The organism is Hymenobacter endophyticus (assembly GCF_032464715.1).
GTDB lineage: Bacteria > Bacteroidota > Bacteroidia > Cytophagales > Hymenobacteraceae > Hymenobacter > Hymenobacter endophyticus.
This window is the reverse complement of sequence record NZ_JAWDJT010000002.1, coordinates 854,726-871,513: the sequence shown is the minus strand read 5'-3', so window position 1 is coordinate 871,513 and position 16,788 is coordinate 854,726. Positions and strand designations below refer to the sequence as shown.

The 16,788-nt window shown below is 58.3% G+C and carries 16 protein-coding genes and 2 tRNA genes; 14 read left to right on the top strand and 4 right to left on the bottom strand.

The annotated features are described in order from the left end of the window. Window positions 1-36: 36 nt before the first annotated feature. The 5 genes from ROI90_RS06060 (at window position 37) to ROI90_RS06040 (ending at window position 5,440) form a co-directional block, all read left to right on the top strand. On the top strand, window positions 37-1,236 hold the full coding sequence (locus ROI90_RS06060) for a thiolase family protein (RefSeq protein WP_315997434.1): 1,200 nt from the start codon (window positions 37-39) through the stop codon (window positions 1,234-1,236). A 112-nt stretch (window positions 1,237-1,348) separates the two neighbouring features. Further along, window positions 1,349-1,888 carry a GNAT family N-acetyltransferase gene (locus tag ROI90_RS06055; RefSeq protein WP_315997433.1) on the top strand — a complete coding sequence of 180 codons (540 nt, stop codon included), beginning with the start codon at window positions 1,349-1,351 and terminating at the stop codon, window positions 1,886-1,888. 104 nt (window positions 1,889-1,992) lie between these two features. Next, entirely contained in the window at window positions 1,993-2,784 is a 792-nt protein-coding gene (gene truA, locus ROI90_RS06050) for a tRNA pseudouridine(38-40) synthase TruA (protein WP_315997432.1), read from the top strand. Window positions 2,785-2,965: 181 nt separating this feature from the next. Beyond that, window positions 2,966-4,738 (top strand): ABC transporter ATP-binding protein, encoded by a 1,773-nt coding sequence (locus ROI90_RS06045; protein WP_315997500.1) that lies wholly within the window; start codon window positions 2,966-2,968, stop codon window positions 4,736-4,738. Between the two features lie 177 nt (window positions 4,739-4,915). Further along, a complete protein-coding gene (locus ROI90_RS06040; RefSeq protein ID WP_315997431.1) occupies window positions 4,916-5,440 on the top strand; it encodes a hypothetical protein in 525 nt (174 codons plus the stop codon). 88 nt (window positions 5,441-5,528) lie between these two features. Here the strand turns inward: ROI90_RS06040 and ROI90_RS06035 are convergent, their stop codons facing one another. The 3 genes from ROI90_RS06035 to ROI90_RS06025 form a co-directional block, all read right to left on the bottom strand. Continuing rightward, a complete protein-coding gene (locus tag ROI90_RS06035; RefSeq protein ID WP_315997430.1) occupies window positions 5,529-6,227 on the bottom strand; it encodes a hypothetical protein in 699 nt (232 codons plus the stop codon). Window positions 6,228-6,369: 142 nt separating this feature from the next. Beyond that, window positions 6,370-6,443 (bottom strand) — tRNA-Pro (locus ROI90_RS06030). Between the two features lie 86 nt (window positions 6,444-6,529). Beyond that, window positions 6,530-6,603, bottom strand: a tRNA-Pro gene (locus ROI90_RS06025). A 300-nt stretch (window positions 6,604-6,903) separates the two neighbouring features. Between ROI90_RS06025 and ROI90_RS06020 the strand changes: the two genes are divergently transcribed. Next, window positions 6,904-7,293: a T9SS type A sorting domain-containing protein gene (locus ROI90_RS06020; RefSeq protein WP_315997429.1), complete on the top strand. Its 390-nt coding sequence runs from the start codon at window positions 6,904-6,906 to the stop codon at window positions 7,291-7,293. 132 nt (window positions 7,294-7,425) lie between these two features. Here the strand turns inward: ROI90_RS06020 and ROI90_RS06015 are convergent, their stop codons facing one another. After that, entirely contained in the window at window positions 7,426-9,210 is a 1,785-nt protein-coding gene (locus ROI90_RS06015; RefSeq protein ID WP_315997428.1) for an ABC transporter ATP-binding protein, read from the bottom strand. Between the two features lie 469 nt (window positions 9,211-9,679). Here ROI90_RS06015 and ROI90_RS06010 point away from each other — a divergent pair, with 469 nt between their 5' ends. The 8 genes from ROI90_RS06010 (at window position 9,680) to coaE (ending at window position 16,726) form a co-directional block, all read left to right on the top strand. After that, the gene (locus tag ROI90_RS06010; protein ID WP_315997427.1) at window positions 9,680-10,771 is read left to right on the top strand and encodes a Glu/Leu/Phe/Val dehydrogenase dimerization domain-containing protein; all 1,092 of its coding nucleotides are present in this window, start codon (window positions 9,680-9,682) and stop codon (window positions 10,769-10,771) included. A 118-nt stretch (window positions 10,772-10,889) separates the two neighbouring features. Next, complete coding sequence (gene nusB / locus ROI90_RS06005; RefSeq protein WP_315997426.1) at window positions 10,890-12,074, top strand: transcription antitermination factor NusB; 1,185 nt, start codon at window positions 10,890-10,892, stop codon at window positions 12,072-12,074. 241 nt (window positions 12,075-12,315) lie between these two features. After that, window positions 12,316-12,627 carry a YtxH domain-containing protein gene (locus ROI90_RS06000; RefSeq protein ID WP_125436073.1) on the top strand — a complete coding sequence of 104 codons (312 nt, stop codon included), beginning with the start codon at window positions 12,316-12,318 and terminating at the stop codon, window positions 12,625-12,627. A 223-nt stretch (window positions 12,628-12,850) separates the two neighbouring features. Continuing rightward, on the top strand, window positions 12,851-13,855 hold the full coding sequence (locus ROI90_RS05995) for an isocitrate/isopropylmalate dehydrogenase family protein (protein ID WP_315997425.1): 1,005 nt from the start codon (window positions 12,851-12,853) through the stop codon (window positions 13,853-13,855). 185 nt (window positions 13,856-14,040) lie between these two features. Then, a complete protein-coding gene (locus ROI90_RS05990; protein ID WP_315997424.1) occupies window positions 14,041-14,568 on the top strand; it encodes a DUF1573 domain-containing protein in 528 nt (175 codons plus the stop codon). 112 nt (window positions 14,569-14,680) lie between these two features. Further along, window positions 14,681-15,001, top strand: coding sequence for a preprotein translocase subunit YajC (yajC, locus tag ROI90_RS05985; protein ID WP_315997423.1), 321 nt, complete (start codon window positions 14,681-14,683; stop codon window positions 14,999-15,001). A 151-nt stretch (window positions 15,002-15,152) separates the two neighbouring features. Further along, window positions 15,153-16,112 carry a YbbR-like domain-containing protein gene (locus ROI90_RS05980; protein ID WP_315997422.1) on the top strand — a complete coding sequence of 320 codons (960 nt, stop codon included), beginning with the start codon at window positions 15,153-15,155 and terminating at the stop codon, window positions 16,110-16,112. Window positions 16,113-16,132: 20 nt separating this feature from the next. Then, window positions 16,133-16,726, top strand: a complete 594-nt coding sequence (coaE, locus tag ROI90_RS05975) for a dephospho-CoA kinase (protein ID WP_315997421.1) — start codon at window positions 16,133-16,135, stop codon at window positions 16,724-16,726. Window positions 16,727-16,788: the final 62 nt, after the last annotated feature.

The window sequence follows — 16,788 nt, the reverse complement described above, 5'->3', positions numbered from 1 at the left end:
GTAGCCAACTACGACCGGAATAACGCATTTAACCCGATGCCAACTGCATACATTGTGGACGCCGTCCGCACCCCCATTGGTAAATTTGGCGGCGAGCTGAGCAGCGTCCGCCCCGATGATATGGCCGCCCACGTGCTCCGGGAGCTGCTGCGCCGTAACCCTTCCCTGGATAAAGCCGCCATTGAGGACGTAATTATTGGGGCCGCCAACCAAGCCGGCGAGGACAACCGCAACGTGGCCCGCATGGCGGCGCTGCTGGCCGGTTTGCCCCTCACCGTGCCCGGCAACACCGTCAACCGTCTCTGCGCCTCCGGCCTGCAAAGCATCATGGATGCTTCCCGGGCCATTCGGGCCGGAGAAGGCGACGTGTATCTGGCCGGCGGGGCCGAAAGCATGACGCGTGCCCCTTTCGTGATGGCCAAATCGGCCACTGCCTTCGCCCGCGACTTCACCGCCCACGATACTACCCTGGGCTGGCGCTTCGTGAACCCCAAGCTCTCCAAGCTGCACCACCCCTACGCCATGGGCGAAACGGCTGAGAATGTGGCCCGTCGCTACGGCATCACCCGCGAGGAGCAGGATCAGTTTGCCTTCGAGTCGCAGCGCAAGTACCAGCGGGCCTTCGAGAAAGGCCGGTTCCGCAAGGAAATCGTGCCGGTATTCATTCCGCAGCCCAAAGGCAACACTGCCCTGTTCGACCAGGACGAGCCGCCCCGCCTCTCCAGCCTCGAAAAGCTGGCCTCTTTGAAACCGGCTTTCCAGGTAGATGGTACCGTAACGGCCGGCAACTCGGCTGGCATCAACGACGGTGCTGCCGCGCTGCTGTTGGTGAGCGAGGAGGCCCTCACGCGCTACAACCTGAAGCCCATGGCCCGGGTGGTGGCCTCGGCCGTAGCCGGCGTCGACCCCGCCTTTATGGGCATTGGTCCGGTGCCCGCCACGCAGAAAGTGCTGCAGCGTGCCGGCCTCACCCTGCAGGATATGGACCTGATTGAGCTGAACGAGGCTTTTGCCGCCCAGAGCATTGCCTGCATGCGCGACCTGGACCTGGACCCCGCCAAGGTGAACGTGAATGGCGGTTCCATTGCCATTGGGCACCCGCTGGGGGCCAGCGGCTCGCGCATCACGGCCACGCTGCTCCACGAAATGCAGCGCCGCGAAGGTGTGCGCTACGGCTTAGCCACCATGTGCGTAGGCGTAGGCCAGGGGGCCGCCGTGATTTACGAAAAGCTGTAGGTTGGGAATAATGTGGTGAGAATGTGAAAAATGAGAAGAATGTGGGACGCTCAAAGCCACACCTCATTTTTTGCATTCTGCACATTCCTGCCATATTTCTCACATTCGCTCCATGGCCGACTCGTTGCTGACTCCTACGCTTGCCCTGCCAGTTGAAGGAGCCCGGCTGCGGCCTTGGCGCTTTTCGGATGCCGCTACCCTGGCCCGCCATGCCAACGATGAGCGGGTGGCCCGCAACCTGCGCGACACGTTTCCTTATCCGTACACTGCCCAGGATGCGGAGTTCTTCCTCAGCCTGGTAGCCGACAGTCAGCGCGACTTATTTCTGGCTATTGAAGTAGATGGTGAGGCGGCGGGCGGTATCGGCATCCATTTTCAAGCTGACGTAAGCCGCCGTTCCGCCGAAATCGGATACTGGCTTACGCCTGCCTGCTGGGGCCGGGGCATTGTTACGGCCGCCGTACGCACCCTGAGCAGCTACGTGCTGGCCAACTTTGATGTGTGCCGGCTCTACGCAGCCATCTTCGCCACTAATCCCGCCTCCGGCCGGGTGCTGGAAAAGGCCGGCTACGAGCTGGAAGCCCGTATGCGTCGCAGCATCGTGAAAGACGGTCAGATGCTAGACTCCCTGCTGTACGCGCTGGTAGTGTAAGTTGGTAGTTGTCAGTTGCTGGTTATCAGTTCTTAATAATTACTAACTGATAACTGACAACCAGAAACTAACAACCAGCAACTGACAACGAACAACTAAACGCCATGCGCTACTTTCTTCACCTGGCCTACGACGGTTCCGCTTTCCACGGCTGGCAGATTCAGCCGGGCGTGATTACCGTGCAGCAGGAGCTGGACCGCTGCCTCTCGCAGGTGCTGCGGCAGCCGGTGTACTGCCTGGGCAGCGGCCGCACCGATTCGGGCGTGCACGCCAGCCACCAGGTAGCCCATTTCGATGCCGACCTGCCCCCGGGCCTCGATGAGGCTACGCTGCTCTACCGCCTCAACCGCGCGTTGCCGCCCGGCATCCGCTGCCAGGTACTACACCCGGTGCTGCCCGAGGCCCACGCCCGCTTCAGCGCCAAGGCCCGCACCTACGAGTACCACGTGCGCCTCACGCCCGACCCGTTTGCCGCCAGCTTCAGCCTCTACCTCGACCGGGCCCCCGATGTAGCGGCCATGAATGAGGCCGCGGCCATGCTGCTAGGGACCCACGATTTTACCACCTTTTCCAAGGTGAAAGGGGCCGAGAAACACTACAACTGCACCTGTTTTGAGGCGGGCTGGCACCAGGAGCCGGGCGGACTGGTGTTCCGCATCCGGGCCAACCGCTTTGTGCGGGGTATGGTGCGGCTGGTGGTAGGCACGCTCCTGAGCGTGGGCCGGGGCAAAATGAGCCCGCAGGAGTTCGGGGAAGTATTCCGCAGCCTCAACCGGGTGCACGCCGGCGGGGCTGCCCTGGCCAACGGCCTGTTCCTCTGCCGCGTCGAATATCCGGCTGAAATTCTGGGCGATGCAGCGTTGCCTACCGGTTTGCCGTACTTCTCCAAGGCGTAGTACCCCGGTCCGGCGGCGGCAAGCCGTCGGGCCGGTTGTTGTAAGCTGACGTTGCCCGGTCGTCGTGCTAGTGAACCAGACGACAACTGGTCCGACGGCTTGCAGCAGCCGGACCGGTACCCCCATCTAACTCATTGCCGTGCCTGCCGGTTACCTTCAGCCCCCCACCCAACAACCCGAAATGGAGCAAGCAACTACCGCCACTAAAAGCGGCAATATTTTCGATTGGCAGGTGCTGAGCCGCTTAGTAGCCTATGTGCGGCCTTACCAGCGCGTCTTTTACTTTCTGATTTTCCTGACCATTGCCACGGCCGTGCTGGGAACGTTGCGGCCTTTCCTCATCCAGCAGATGGTGGACGTGACCATTGAGGAGGGCGACTGGCAGGGGCTCAACCGTATGTTCGGGCTGCTGCTGGTGCTGCTGGTAGCCCACGCCATTGTCAGCTACCTGCAAACCTACTTCGGAGGCTGGCTGGGCCAGTACATCGTGCGCGACATTCGGGTGGACCTCTACAAGCACATCCTCGACCTACGCCTCAAGTTCTTCGACAAGACACCCATCGGTCAGCTCGTGACCCGCAACATCTCCGACGTGGAAACCCTTTCCGACGTGTTCAGCGAAGGGCTGGCGGCCATGATTGGCGACATTCTGCAGTTGGTGTTCATCGTATCGTTCATGTTCTACATTGATTGGCGGCTGACGCTTATCAGCTTGTCGGTGATTCCGCCCCTGCTGTTCAGCACTTACGTGTTTAAGGAGAAGGTGAAGAAATCATTCCAGGAGGTGCGCACGGCCGTGGCCAGCCTCAACTCCTTCGTGCAGGAGCACCTGACGGGCATGAACGTGGTGCAGATTTTCAACAACGAAGAGCGGGAGCTGCGCAAGTTCAAGGCCATCAACCAGGAGCACACCCGCGCCAATATCCGCTCGGTGCTTTATTACAGCATCTATTTCCCGGTGGCCGAGGTGCTGGCCGCCGCCGGCGTAGGCCTGCTGGTGTGGTACGCCGCCCAGGGCCAGATTGAGGGCACCATCTCGAAGGGCGCGCTCATTGCCTTCATCATGTACAACGCCCTGTTCTTCCGCCCCATCCGCCAGATTGCCGACCGGTTCAACACCCTGCAGCTGGGCTTGGTGAGCACCGAGCGTCTGCTCAAGCTGTTGGATAGCAAGGAACTCATTGCCGACAACGGCACCTACGCCCCCGCCGATTTGCGCGGCGACGTGGATTTCGAGCATGTGTGGTTTGCTTACAACGACGAGGAATGGGTGCTGCGCGACGTGGATTTCTCGGTGAAGGCTGGCCAAACGTTTGCCTTCGTGGGGGCCACCGGAGCCGGCAAAACCAGCATCATCAACCTGCTCAGCCGCTTCTACGAAATCAACAAAGGCACCATCCGCATCGACGGCCACGACCTGCGCGAGTACGACCTCAAGGACCTGCGCCGCCATATTGGGGTAGTACTCCAAGACGTGTTTCTGTTCGCCGGCGCTATCCGCGACAACATCACCTTGGGCAAGCAGGATATTACCGACGAGCAGATCTGGGCCGCGGCCGATTTGGTAGGGGCCCGCCGCTTTATTGAGCGTCTGCCCGGCGGCCTCGATTATCAGGTGATGGAGCGCGGGGCGACGCTGTCGGTAGGCCAGCGCCAGCTCATCAGCTTCGTGCGGGCTATGGTGTATCAGCCACGCATCATTATTCTGGATGAAGCCACGTCATCGGTGGACAGTGAAACTGAGGAGCTTATTCAGCAGGCCATCGAAAAGCTGATGCAGGGCCGCACCAGCCTGGTTATTGCCCACCGCCTGAGTACCATCCAGAAAGCCGACCGGATTATCGTACTCGACCGGGGCGAAATTCAGGAGGCTGGCACCCACGAGGAGCTGCTACGCCACCAGGGTTTCTACGCCAACCTCTACCAGATGCAGTACAAGGACGTGCTGCAATAGGTCGGGTAGAATAGAACGTTATGCAGAGGCGCAGCCGAAGCATCTCGCGTGCTGATGTTGCAATATCATCCCAACGACAGCACGCGAGATTCCTCGACAAGCTCGGAATGACGTTCTGTTGTTTCTTTGCACCCCTGAAGCGGCAACTCCTTTCCGCTTCCTCACTTTTCGCACAGAATGAACAAGATTTTTCTTGCTTTGGCATTGCTGCTGACGGTAGGCTTTTCGGTAGCCTACTGGAAAATGGGCGGCTTTAAAGCGGCCGTCGTCACTCAGGAAACTACTGCTCAACCCTATTTTGTCGCCGGCCGCTACTACGAGGGTCCAGCCCAGGACGAAGCTTTCGGCGACCTGACCCGCGAGGCGTATAATCTGCGTAAAGCCGGCAAGCTGCGTGGCGACTTCAGCAACATCTTCTACAACAGCCCCGAAAGCTCCCGTGACTCGGCCCGCGTGTTCGTAGGGGTGCTCGTGGCCGATACTACCTCCCAGCAATTGCCCACCGGCTACCAGTACCGCACCTTCCCGGCGGGCCAGCGCGTACTGCACGCCCGCATCCAGGCCAGCTACCTGCTAGCCCCCGATAAGCTCTACAGTGGTGTGAAAGACGCCGCCGAAGCCCAGAAACTCACCTTGCAACACGTGTACCTGGAGCACTTCCCAGAGCAGGGCGAGCCGGAAGTACTGGCCGTAGTGCAGTAGGACTGTAGTGCAGAGCACCAGAAGGCCCGCTCCGATGCGCATCGGAGCGGGCCTTCTGGTGCTCTGCACTACAGTAAGAAACGCGACCTTAGCGGCCCAGGTAGTAAGACGCCCCCAGACTCAATTGGTTAAGCCCAAACCCCGCACCAAAGCTGGAAGAGGTAGCTTTCGACTCTGCCTGGGTTCTGGTCGCATTTGTTTTGGAAGTGCTCCGGCCGTAGCCAATGCCGCCAAATGACAGCTCCAGACCCAATTTATCTATCGGGAAGAAGACCAGCGTAGGGGTAATGCCAATTCCGAATCCGTTGCTTCGCCCATTGTTGTTCTGCTGGGCTGGCCCTGTGGTTACCGTTTTGCTTTTACTTGTGTTGTAGTTAACGCTCAGGTGACCGAACACGCCGAATGTAGTGGTCGGCATGTAGTAGTAGCGCAGGAAAGGAGCTACACTAAACGTATTGTTCCGGGATGTTTGCTCGTACACCTCAGGGTTGCTACTCGAAGAATAACTGTAATACGGTGTTGTGGTCTTTTGCGAAGTGTACCCGATGGAAATACCTGCGGCTAGGTTATCAGCTATGAATACGCCCGCCTGAGGGCTCACATTAAAAGAGCGGTTGGTTTGCTCGTAGTCGCGCTGAGCTACCGGAACCGATGAGTTGTTCCAGGTGGTAGTGGAGTGGTTGTAGCCTACACTGCCGCCCAGCAGCTTAGTACCCTGTGCAATTTGTGCCTCTGCCGATAAGGCCAGGAAGCTGAGCCCTATGGCCAGCGCGAAAGAACGATACATGGGATGAAATAGAAAAGGTGATAAAAAAAGTGTCACTGAACGGAACTTTTTTGAGCATAAATCGCACCAAAGAATAGCGGATAAGCAAAAAGCCCACTAAACCGAAGTTTAATGGGCTTTTTATAGGGAGAGAATACTGAAGTCGGGGTGGCAGGATTCGAACCTACGGCCTCGTCGTCCCGAACGACGCGCGCTACCGGGCTGCGCTACACCCCGAAAATAAATCAAGTACTCGTACTATTCTGCCGAAAAAAGCCTCCGGGTGGGGTTCCCAGAGGCTTTTCGATCAGATAACTCTTCGGTCGGAGTGGCAGGATTCGAACCTACGACCTCCAGCACCCCATGCTGGCGCGATACCAGGCTACGCTACACCCCGAGGAATTGTGATGCAAATATACGGTGCCGTATAACTGCCATGCAAGCCGGAAAGCGGTTTTTTTCGAATCAGCCCAGTTGAATATCTTTCAAAAAGCCCGCAAATTTGGGCTACTGGCTTCAGTAACTGAGAATTGACCTGAGCAGGCAGGAGTGGGTAAACGACAAGAAAAAATCATCTGGCTCGTTTCTTGCCCAAGGAATTTTGCGGCAAATTCCACTGTTCCTCCTCCGATACAGCAGCAGAGTTTAGTATCTTTGGTTTGCCGTATCGTTCACTTACTTGCCTTTTGGAACGCGTATGAAAACTTCTACAATTCTGGGTTGTCTGTTGGTGGTGTTGCTTTGTAGCGGTGCGGCCCGGGCGCAGACCGCAGCAGTGGCGCAGGCCTCAGCTGCCCCCACCCTGATTACCGATAAAATGGCGGACCCTACGCCGAATACCAACGCCCTGAAGGTGCGCCTGGAAACCAATCCCCTCACCAAGCGTCTCACGGTGCGCACCGACGCCACTGGCCCTACCAGAGTGGAGGTAAACGGTACGGATGGCCGCCCTGTGCTCACCCGTGACCTGATTTCGGGAGATGCTGCGGCCGTACTGGACGTGAGCAACCTGCCAGCCGGGACGTACATTGTGCAGTGCACGGCCGGTGAGCGGCGCGGCCTGAAGCGGGTGATGCTCGGTCAGTAAGTGCCAATCCTTGGTTATAGCACAACACAAAGAAGCCCCACACCTAGCATGTGTGGGGCTTCTTTGTTTAAGCACGGCCCAGTGCCGGACCTAACAACCCTGTGAATAAGCTTTAGACAGGTGTAATACAGATCAGGCTTCCTCGCTCTGCAACTGCCGCTCGTAGAGGGCCCGGTATAAGCCGTCCGCGTCTTGTATCAACACCTCGTGCGTTCCGTGCTGCACAATCTGACCGTCGTCGAGCACCAGAATTTCGTCGGCCAGTTTCACGCTGCTTACGCGGTGACTGATGATAAGGCTGGTGCGGTTATGCATGATGCGCTGTAAGGCTCCCAGAATAGCATTTTCAGTGTTGGTATCCACGGCCGAGAGGGCGTCGTCGAGGATCAGGATTTTGGGTTCTTTTACCAGCGCCCGGGCAATGCTGACGCGTTGCTTCTGCCCCCCCGACAGGGTAATGCCCCGCTCACCCACTTTGGTATCAAACCCCTCAGGAAAGCGCAGAATGTTCTCGTATACGTTGGCATCCTTGGCCGCCTGCAGCATGCGGGCTTCATCAGGCGCATCGAGGCCAAAGTTGATGTTGTTGCGGATGCTGTCAGAGAACAGGAATACGTCCTGGGGCACGTAGCCAATCTGGCTTCGCAGGGTGCGCAACGATAGGTCACGCACGTCCTGACCATCTACCCGGATGCTGCCCTCCGTTACATCGTAGAGACGGGAGAGGAGGGCGGCCACGGTAGTTTTGCCCGAGCCGGTGTTGCCAATGACGGCCAGCGTCTGGCCCGGCCGGATACGGAACGACACGTCGCGCAGAGCCTGAATGCCGGTATCGGGGTAGGTGAAGGAAACATGGTCGAATACGATGTCGCCTTTGATGTCCAGCTCCAGGTTCTGGCGCGACACGATATCCGTCTGCTGGTGCATGAACTCGTTGATGCGGGCCTGGGAGGCTTCGGCGCGCTGCACCAAGGAGCTGGTCCAGCCCAAAGCCGTGACGGGCCAGGTGAGCAGGTTCACGTAAATCAGAAACTCGGCAATGCTGCCCGTAGTAATAGTGCCCCGGATAACCTCCTGCCCGCCTACCCACACGGTGATGATGGTACTCAGGCCAATCAGGAAGAGGATAAGGGGAAAGAACAGAGAGTTGACAAAGTTCAGACTCAGGCTTTTCTGCTTGTATTCCTCCGAAGCCGCCGCAAACTGCTGCCTGGAATCCTCTTCCCGCACAAACGACTTAATAACCCGAATGCCCGAAAACGCCTCCTGTACGAAGGTGGTCATGCCGGCCAGGGAGCGTTGAATCTCGTCGGATTTCCGCTCAATCAGGTTGTTTACGTAGAAGATGCTCACGCTCAGGATGGGCAGCGGCAGCAGCGTGTAGATGGTCAGCTTCACGTTCACCATAAACATGAGCGGCACAATGAGCACAAACAGGATAACCAGCTGCATGAAGTACATGAGCGCCGGCCCGATGTACATGCGCACCCGCCCCACGTCCTCCGAAATCCGCGACATTAAATCCCCGGTGCTGTGGCGGCGGTAGAAGCTCAAGGGCAGGCTCTGGTAGTGCTGGTAGATTTCGTTTTTCTGGTCGTTTTCCACGTGCCGGCTCATCACGATGAGCGTTTGGCGCATGAAGAACAGGAAGATGCCCCGCAGTAGGGCCATTACCAGAATCAGGATGCCGTAGAGCAGCACGTTGCGCCCGAACAGCTCGTACACTTGGCTTTGGGCTTGGGTGCCGGCGTACAGGTGATAAAGGTCAATTCCTTCCCCCACCAAATCAAAGGCGTAGCGCACAATCTGGGCCGGAAAAATAGCCAGCAGGGTGCTCAGGGCCACAAACAGCACGCCCCCGAGGAAGTGCCACTTGTAGCGGAATAAGTATTTATTGGTAGCGGAAAGTGCGCGCACGGTAAAAGCAGAAAGGTAAGAGACGCAGCCAGTAGGGTTAGGGTTGTTAGGCAAGAGGCCGCCATCAACCGTTGCACTTCCTGTGAGAAGCAGAACAGTTCACAGGTATTCATTGCCATATTTTCAACGGGGCTGAATAAAAACTAGCAGGTTGGGTAATAGAAAGTTAAAAGACTGCTAAACGGTTTCAGTAAGCCGAAAATGCGGGTGGTAACAACTTAGCAGCCAAATGTCTAAACCACCGGAAAGACGGCAGGTGAATGGCCAAAATTGAAAAAACGGCGTACTTTTGCACCCGCATTGCGGATAGCTCCGGGATGGAGAACCGGGTTGCGGGTTTCATTGAACGAGGGGGAAACAGCCACGAGGCGTTGTCATTCGTTTAATGAAACGCACAGCCGCCACTCTCCTCCTGCGTTACCCAAAGGTACAATAACCACCCCACCCACCTCTTTTCCACCCCATTCTTATGGTAGAAACGAACGTACTGACCGAAACGTCGGTCTTCGGGCAAATTGCCGAGCATCAGCACGAGCAGGTAGTATTCTGCCACGACCACGAAACTGGTTTGAAGGCTATTATCGGCATTCATAACACGGTGCTGGGGCCGGCCCTGGGCGGTACCCGCATGTGGCACTACACCTCGGAGGCCGAAGCCCTGAACGACGTGCTGCGCCTGAGTCGGGGCATGACCTATAAGGCGGCCATTTCGGGCCTGAACCTGGGTGGGGGCAAGGCCGTCATCATTGGCGACGCCAAAACTATGAAGACGGAGGCCCTGCTGCGCAAGTTCGGCCGCTTCGTGCAGAACCTGAACGGCAAGTACATCACGGCCGAGGATGTGAACATGACCACCAAGGACATGGAGTACATCCGGATGGAAACCAAGCACGTTTCGGGCCTGCCCGAGAGCATGGGCGGCTCCGGCGACCCGTCGCCGGTAACGGCCTACGGTACTTACATGGGCATGAAAGCCGCCGCTAAAAAGGCATTCGGTTCCGACTCATTGGCCGGCAAGCGCGTGGCCGTGCAGGGTGTGGGCCACGTGGGTACCTACCTGATGGAATACCTGCAGAAGGAAGGCGCGCAAATCGTGCTCTGCGACTACTACGAAGACCGGGCCCTGGAAGCCGCCAGCCGCTTCAACGCCCGCATGGTGGGCCTGGATGAAATATACGACCAGGATGTGGACATCTACTCGCCCTGCGCCCTGGGTGCCACCCTCAACGACGACACGATTGGCCGCCTGAAAGCCCGCGTTGTGGCCGGCTGCGCCAACAACCAGCTGGCCGACGAGAACGTGCACGGCCCCGAGCTGGTGCAGCGCGGCATCATCTACGCCCCCGACTTCCTCATCAACGCCGGTGGCCTCATCAATGTGTGCTCCGAAGTACAAGGCGGCAACCGTCAGTCGGTGATGACCCAGACGGAGCGCATCTACGATATTACCACCCAGGTGCTCAACAAAGCCGAGCAGGAAGGCAGCCACCCCCAGGCCGCCGCCACCCGCCAGGCGGAGGAGCGCATTGCCGCCATCGGCAAGGTTAAATCAACTTACTAAACGGTGAATTTGTGAAGTTGTGAAATGGTGAATTTGATGTACTACGCCCTTGAGGGCATGTGAGCATCTAAAGCTGTCATTTCACAACTTCACAATTTCACAACTTCACCTCCCCAGAATGCTCAACCGTCGCACGCTCCGCATCAAGGTCATGCAAGCCCTGTATGCCTATCATCAGGCTGTCGGGTCCGATTTTCTACTCGCCATTGACCGGATTGCGGATGCCTTCGCGCCCGATTTGAACTCGCCGGAGCCCCAGGACCGCAAGCTGTTGCAGGGCCAGCGCAAAATGGCCGAGCTCATTTTCAAGGAGTGGCACAAATCCGGCGAAGAGCCGGAAGCCACCGACGATACCGACGTAAACGACGCGGTGAAGGACGCCATCAAGTACTACCAGAAAGCCACGGCCAAGGATGCCACCTACTACGCCGGTCAGATGGTGTACGCGGCCGAAAGCATTCATAACCAGTACATTCACCTGCTCAATATCCCGGAGGCGCTGCTGCAGGTAATTGAGGAGGAGCGGGTGCGCGACTCCCGCCGCCTCACGGCCGCCAAGGAGCCCCTGCTGGATGCCACGCGCCTGCTGGAAAACAAGGCCATCGAGAAGCTCATCAACAACCTGCAGCTACAGGACCTCACCATCCGGCGCTCCATGCGCTGGCACGGTGAGGACGAGCTGGACGCCCTGCGTACCGCCTGGCGCAACGAGATGAAGCAAGATCCGGAGCTGCTGAGCTATTTGGCTGCTCCTGCTGGCAACTACCAGGAAGACCAGGAAATCCTCAAGCACCTCTACAAAACCTACGTGTTCAAGGGTGAGAGCCTGCCGGCCTACATCGAGGAAGACGACCTGAACTGGGAGGAAAACCGCGCCGTGGTGAAAAATCTGGTGGTAAAAACGGTGAAGATGCTGGATGAGGCTGCCGATGAGAATCTGGTGCTCATGTCCCTGTCGGCCAACTGGCAGGAAGACAAGGAGTTTGCCGAGAGCCTCTACCAGCAAACCCTGGCCGACGACGAGAAGTACGAGAAGCTGATTGCCGAATCGGTGCAGAACTGGGACGTAGAGCGCGTGGCCCTCACCGACAAGATTCTGCTGAAGATGGCCCTCTGCGAGATGCACCTGTTCCGGGCCATTCCGGTGAAGGTGACCATCAACGAGTACATCGAAATCAGCAAGATGTACTCCACGCCCAAGAGCAAGCAGTTCGTGAACGGTATCTTGGATAAGCTGGCCCAGGACCTAACGGCCAGCGGAGCCATCCGTAAATCGGGACGGGGGCTGCTAGACAACCAGTAAAAGGTAGCTAGAACTAGTTCCTCTCCTCAGATGAGGAGGGGTTAGGGGTGGTTGAAGAGCTAGAAATTAGAGCTAGTTATCCGTGCAGACGTGCGGATCAACCACCCCTAGCCCCTCCTCATCTGAGGAGGGGAATTAGCTCTGGTAACTAGGCTATATCTTCCGGCGCTTTTTTACGTAGTATTGGGCACTCCCAATTCTCACGTCATCATCCACCTGTACTCACTTCTAACTAAGAAATATGGGTAGCAAAACCACCACCGGCATTCTGTGCTTCGCCGGCGGCGCCCTCACCGGGGCCGTAATCGGACTTCTGTACGCGCCTGAAAAAGGCCGCGAAACCCGCAGCTGGCTGAGCTATCAGCTGGAGAAATACCGCGAAACCCTGGCCGACCTCACCGAGAACCTGGTGACCAGCCGCACCGACCAGGGCCCCAGCTCGGCCAAGAGTGAAGGCCAGCGCGTAATTCAGGACGCCAAGAGCAAGGCCGAACAGCTGCTCGGCGACGTGGACCAGCTCATCAACCAGATTAACTCTCGCAAAACGGTATAGCCAAATGTGGAAATTGTGAGAATGTGCGAATGTGCTCCTGAGTAACCGGGGCACGTTCGCACATTTTCATTTTCAGCACCCGCCGGTAGGCGGTACCTTTATGCAAAATTGTGGGGTTGGCTGCGGCGCAACTGCCTGCTAACCCTATCATTTTTCCGCGAGCTGCTCTCCTCCTCGTCCGCCCGGCTCGCCCTCCTCTTGCCCATTAACCCAACTCAATAGCATGCATCTCATCACGCTCATCCCCGGCGACGGCATTGGCCCCGAAATCACGAAAGCAGTAACCGATATTTTCGCGGCGGCCCAGGTGCCCGTGCAGTGGGAAGAACAGAACGCGGGCCAGACCACCTTCGACCAGTCGGGCGAGTTGCTGCCGCAGGCCTTGCTGACTTCGCTGGAAAAGAACAAAGTAGCCCTGAAAGGCCCCATTACCACGCCCGTGGGCAAGGGTTTCCGCAGCATCAACGTAACACTGCGCCAGAAGTACAACCTGTACCAGAACGTGCGCCCCAGCAAAACCACGGCCGGTATCAAAACCCGCTACGAGGGCGTTGACCTGGTGCTGTTCCGCGAGAACACCGAGGGCCTGTACGCCGGCCTGGAAATCTGGGATGAGCAGAACGGCATCGGCGACTCTATTGCCCGCGTGACGGTGGCAGGGGCCCGCAATATCTGCCGCGCAGCCTTTGCTTACGCCGCCAAGCACGGCCGCAAAAAGGTGACGCTGGCCCACAAAGCCAACATCCTGAAAGTGCCGGGCAAAATTATGCTGGATGCCGCCCAGGAAGCCGCCCGCGAGTTTCCGCAGGTGCAGTACGAGGAGAAAATCATCGACAACATGTGCATGCAGCTGGTGGGCAAGCCTGAGCAGTTTGACGTGATTGTGACCACCAACCTGTTCGGCGACATCCTTTCTGACCTCTGCGCCGGCCTGGTAGGCGGCTTGGGCGTGGTTGCCGGCGCCAACATCGGCGACGACATGGCCATTTTCGAGGCTGTGCACGGTTCGGCTCCCGATATTGCCGGCCAGGGCAAAGCCAACCCCACCGCCCTGCTCCGCTCGGCTCTGATGATGCTGCACCACATTGGCGAGCATGAGCAGGCCGTGAAAATCGAGAAGGCGCTGGAGCTGACCCTGCAGGACAAAGCCAAGTGCACCGGCGACCTGGGCGGCTCGGCGTCCACCTCGGAATTCGCCCAAGCCATCATCAACAACCTGGGCAAATAGAGTTAGCTGTGAAAAAAAGGACGTCATTCCGAGCTTGCCGAGGAATCTCGCGTGCTGATGTTGAGTTACTATTCCAACGTCAGCACGCGAGATTCCTCGGCAAGCTCGGAATGACGTGCTAATGCCAACTCGTTAGTACATTTACCTTTCCGAAGACCACTGACGGCCTTCTTTTTCTGCTTTATATGAAACGTACGCTGTTTTCTGCCGTTCTGCTTTCCGGCGCGCTGCTGATGGGCGCCTGCAACAACAATAAAACCGCCGAGGTGGGTGCCGAAGGCATGAACGCCGCCGCCGCCACCGCCAACGAGGCCGCCGCTAACCCCGTGGTGGACAACCCCAACGTAACCACCGAAACGGAGGCCCCCAACCCCAACGCCCCCGTAATGACCTTCGCCGTAGCCGAGCACGATTTCGGCAACATCAAGCAGGGTGAGGTGGTGAAGCACACGTTTGAGTTCACTAACACCGGCAAGTCGCCGCTGCTGATTGAGAATGCCACCGCCAGCTGCGGCTGCACCACGCCTAACTGGACCAAGGAGCCCATTGCCCCCGGCGCCAAAGGCACCATCGACGTGCAGTTCGACTCGCACGGCAAGTTTGGCATTCAGAACAAGGAGGTTGCCATTCAGGCTAACACCCAACCCAGCATCACCAAAGTGGTGATTAAGGCCAACATCCCCGGCGACGGCCAGAACGGTCCTACCCGCTAGATTATCCAAGTTGATTGCGAAGGAGTTGGCGAGTTGAGGAGGGCGCAGATTCACTGACCCACCGACAGCTCGCCAACTCTTTCTTTTTTGTCATTTTCTGATTTCGCAACACATGCTTGCATCTCTCTTTCTCCAGGCGGCCCCGGCCAGCACTGGTGGTATCACCCAGGTCATTCTTCTGGTAGGAATGGGCATTGTGATGTACTTCTTCATGTTTCGGCCCCAGCAAAAACGGCAGGCCGAGGCCAAGAAATTTCGGGCTGCCCTGGCTAAAGGCTCCAGCGTGGTAACCATTGGCGGCCTGCACGGTAAGGTGGTGGACCTGAACGAGGAAACCGTAACCGTGGAAGTGGACAAAGGCGTACGCCTGCGCTTTGACCGCTCGGCCATTGCCCGTGAGGTAGTCGGCAAAACCACTGCTCCTGCTGCGTAGCTGCCACTTGGTACTACTGGCCATTATGTGCCCGCTTTGGGCCGCCTTGTGTACGCAGGTGGCCCAGGGCGGGCACTTTGCCTGCCGTAAGCAGTAGCGCCTATGCAGGCGAGTTAGTACCTTGCCAGCTTCTCATCAAGTTTTCGTCTCTGTGTCGTCTGTTCCGTCCCGTTGGCTGCGCTGGTTCGTGGACCCGTTTTTCGGGCAGGAGCGGAGCTATTGGCGGGCAGTAACGGCCTGTTTTCTGATTGCCAGCACCTTCTGGCTGCTTAACGCCCTCAACAAGACCTACACCACGCGCATCACCTACCCTTTGGCCTGGCGCTACGACCAAAGCCGGTTTATTCCGGTGCAGCCGCTGCCTACTGAGGTGCCCGTGAACGTAACCGGCCGGGGCTGGAAGCTGCTGCGCCGCCAGCTGCTGCTGGATGTAAAGCCCGCTGAACTTACGCTTAGTACCCCCGCCAACACCCGCTACCTTACGGCCCGCGCCCTGCGCCCGGCCCTGCAGCAGGCCATGGAAGGCTTACAGTTCAATTACCTACTCTCTGATACGCTGTGGGTGGAGCTGGACCGCCTGGTAAGCCGCCGCCTAGCCCTGGGGCTAAGCCCGGCCACCAACGGCCTGGCCCTTCCTTACGATGCTAAGTTTGAGCCGGCCAACGTAGTTTTTCGGGGCCCCCAAAGTAAAATCAGCACCCTGCCCGACCCTTATCCGGTGCATCTGCCCCAGGCCCCGGCCGGCTCCTCTACCGGTGATATCCGGGTGCCCATTGGCGGGCCTGAGCTAGTGCAAACCAACGTGCAGGACGTGCGGGTAAGGCTGCTGCGCCGGCCCATGGTTACCATTCCGGTGGAGGTAATACCAGAGCTGCTGGATGCCCCGGCTGGCCACCAGTATCAGTTTTCGCCTGCCAAAGTGCGCGTGCGCCTGCAGTTTTTTCCGGAGGATACGGTAGGGTTCCGGCCGGAGCAGGTGCGGGTGCAGCTGCATTTTGGGCAGTTCACCAACCAGGATTCCAGCCTGCGGCCCTTCCTCTCGAAAAAGCCAACCCACACGCGGGGCTACCTCGTCCTGACCCGGGGCGTGCGGGTGCACAGCGTACACTAAGCCAACTAGGCACAAGCCATATGAAGCTGATTGGAATTACGGGCGGTATTGGGTCCGGGAAAAGCGTGGTGTGCCGCCTGTTTCAGGTGCTGGGCGCGCCCGTGTACGACTCAGATGCCCGCGCCAAGTGTGTAATGGCCCACGACGCCCGGCTGCGTGACGAGTTAACGGCTGCTTTCGGGCCGGAAGCTTTTACACCCGAGGGGCAGCTGAACCGCACCTATCTGGCCCGTGTGGCCTTCCCCGACCCCGCGCAACTGGCCCGGCTCAACGCCTTGGTGCACCCCCACGTAGGCCGCGACTTTGCCGAGTGGGCCGCTGCCCGCCAGCAGGAGGGCCATGCTTACGTGCTCAAAGAGGCCGCGCTCTTGTATGAATCCGGGGCCTACCAGCAGCTGCACCAGGTAATTACAGTGTTTGCGCCCCAGGTGCTGCGGCAGGCCCGGGTGCTGCGCCGCGACCCGCACCGTACCCCCGATGATATCCTCACCATTATTGGTAAGCAGCTCAGCGAGGAAGAAAAGCTGAAACGCGCCCACCACGTGGTATACAACGACGATGAGCACCTGCTCATCCCGCAAGTGGTGCAGCTAGACAGGGAGTTTAGAGACTGATTAACGCCATGTGCCGTGCAGAAGCGTAGGGCATTGCGCTTCTGCACGGCACATGGAAACTC

Excerpts from the sequence above, each read along its gene's own strand:
- ROI90_RS06060 (WP_315997434.1), top strand. The coding sequence starts at position 37 with ATGCCAACTGCATACATTGTGGACGCCGTCCGCACCCCCATTGGTAAA.
- ROI90_RS06055 (WP_315997433.1), top strand. The coding sequence starts at position 1,349 with ATGGCCGACTCGTTGCTGACTCCTACGCTTGCCCTGCCAGTTGAAGGA.
- truA (WP_315997432.1), top strand. The coding sequence starts at position 1,993 with ATGCGCTACTTTCTTCACCTGGCCTACGACGGTTCCGCTTTCCACGGC.
- ROI90_RS06045 (WP_315997500.1), top strand. The coding sequence starts at position 2,966 with ATGGAGCAAGCAACTACCGCCACTAAAAGCGGCAATATTTTCGATTGG.
- ROI90_RS06040 (WP_315997431.1), top strand. The coding sequence starts at position 4,916 with ATGAACAAGATTTTTCTTGCTTTGGCATTGCTGCTGACGGTAGGCTTT.
- ROI90_RS06035 (WP_315997430.1), bottom strand. The coding sequence starts at position 6,227 with ATGTATCGTTCTTTCGCGCTGGCCATAGGGCTCAGCTTCCTGGCCTTA.
- ROI90_RS06020 (WP_315997429.1), top strand. The coding sequence starts at position 6,904 with ATGAAAACTTCTACAATTCTGGGTTGTCTGTTGGTGGTGTTGCTTTGT.
- ROI90_RS06010 (WP_315997427.1), top strand. The coding sequence starts at position 9,680 with ATGGTAGAAACGAACGTACTGACCGAAACGTCGGTCTTCGGGCAAATT.
- nusB (WP_315997426.1), top strand. The coding sequence starts at position 10,890 with ATGCTCAACCGTCGCACGCTCCGCATCAAGGTCATGCAAGCCCTGTAT.
- ROI90_RS06000 (WP_125436073.1), top strand. The coding sequence starts at position 12,316 with ATGGGTAGCAAAACCACCACCGGCATTCTGTGCTTCGCCGGCGGCGCC.
- ROI90_RS05995 (WP_315997425.1), top strand. The coding sequence starts at position 12,851 with ATGCATCTCATCACGCTCATCCCCGGCGACGGCATTGGCCCCGAAATC.
- ROI90_RS05990 (WP_315997424.1), top strand. The coding sequence starts at position 14,041 with ATGAAACGTACGCTGTTTTCTGCCGTTCTGCTTTCCGGCGCGCTGCTG.
- yajC (WP_315997423.1), top strand. The coding sequence starts at position 14,681 with ATGCTTGCATCTCTCTTTCTCCAGGCGGCCCCGGCCAGCACTGGTGGT.
- coaE (WP_315997421.1), top strand. The coding sequence starts at position 16,133 with ATGAAGCTGATTGGAATTACGGGCGGTATTGGGTCCGGGAAAAGCGTG.